This is a genomic window from Helicobacter sp. 23-1045 (assembly GCF_053654655.1).
The window spans coordinates 1-320 of sequence record NZ_JBSIUR010000041.1 but is presented as its reverse complement, the minus strand read 5'-3'; the positions used below and the strand labels follow the sequence as shown (position 1 = coordinate 320).

The following is a 320-nucleotide window of genomic DNA, read 5'->3' as shown; positions in this document are numbered from 1 at the left end:
CCCAAATTCCCACGCAATCTAATTCGCGCGATTTTCCCATCGCACGGCGATTTTAGCGACAAAGACTACAAAACTTACCGCGATATTTCCATCTTTGCGATTTTAAATATTTGCTTTTTAATCTGCGTTTTCTCGCCATTTGCGCTGTATGCAAGCGATGTGACGCAGTTTGACGCCACGCAGACGACCTCGACTTTATGCGCGCTAGCGGGATTTTTCATCCTAACAAGCGGGATTTTCATCTACGCCACGAGTTTTTTCTACAAAACAAGACTTTTGAAACTCGGCACATTCGCATTTTGCGTGGTTTTAAGCATTGG

General features: G+C 44.4%; 1 pseudogene. It reads left to right on the top strand.

Annotated elements, in window-relative coordinates:
- A pseudogene (locus tag ACWIUE_RS11970) lies at window positions 1-320 on the top strand (YidC/Oxa1 family membrane protein insertase); the annotation flags it as partial.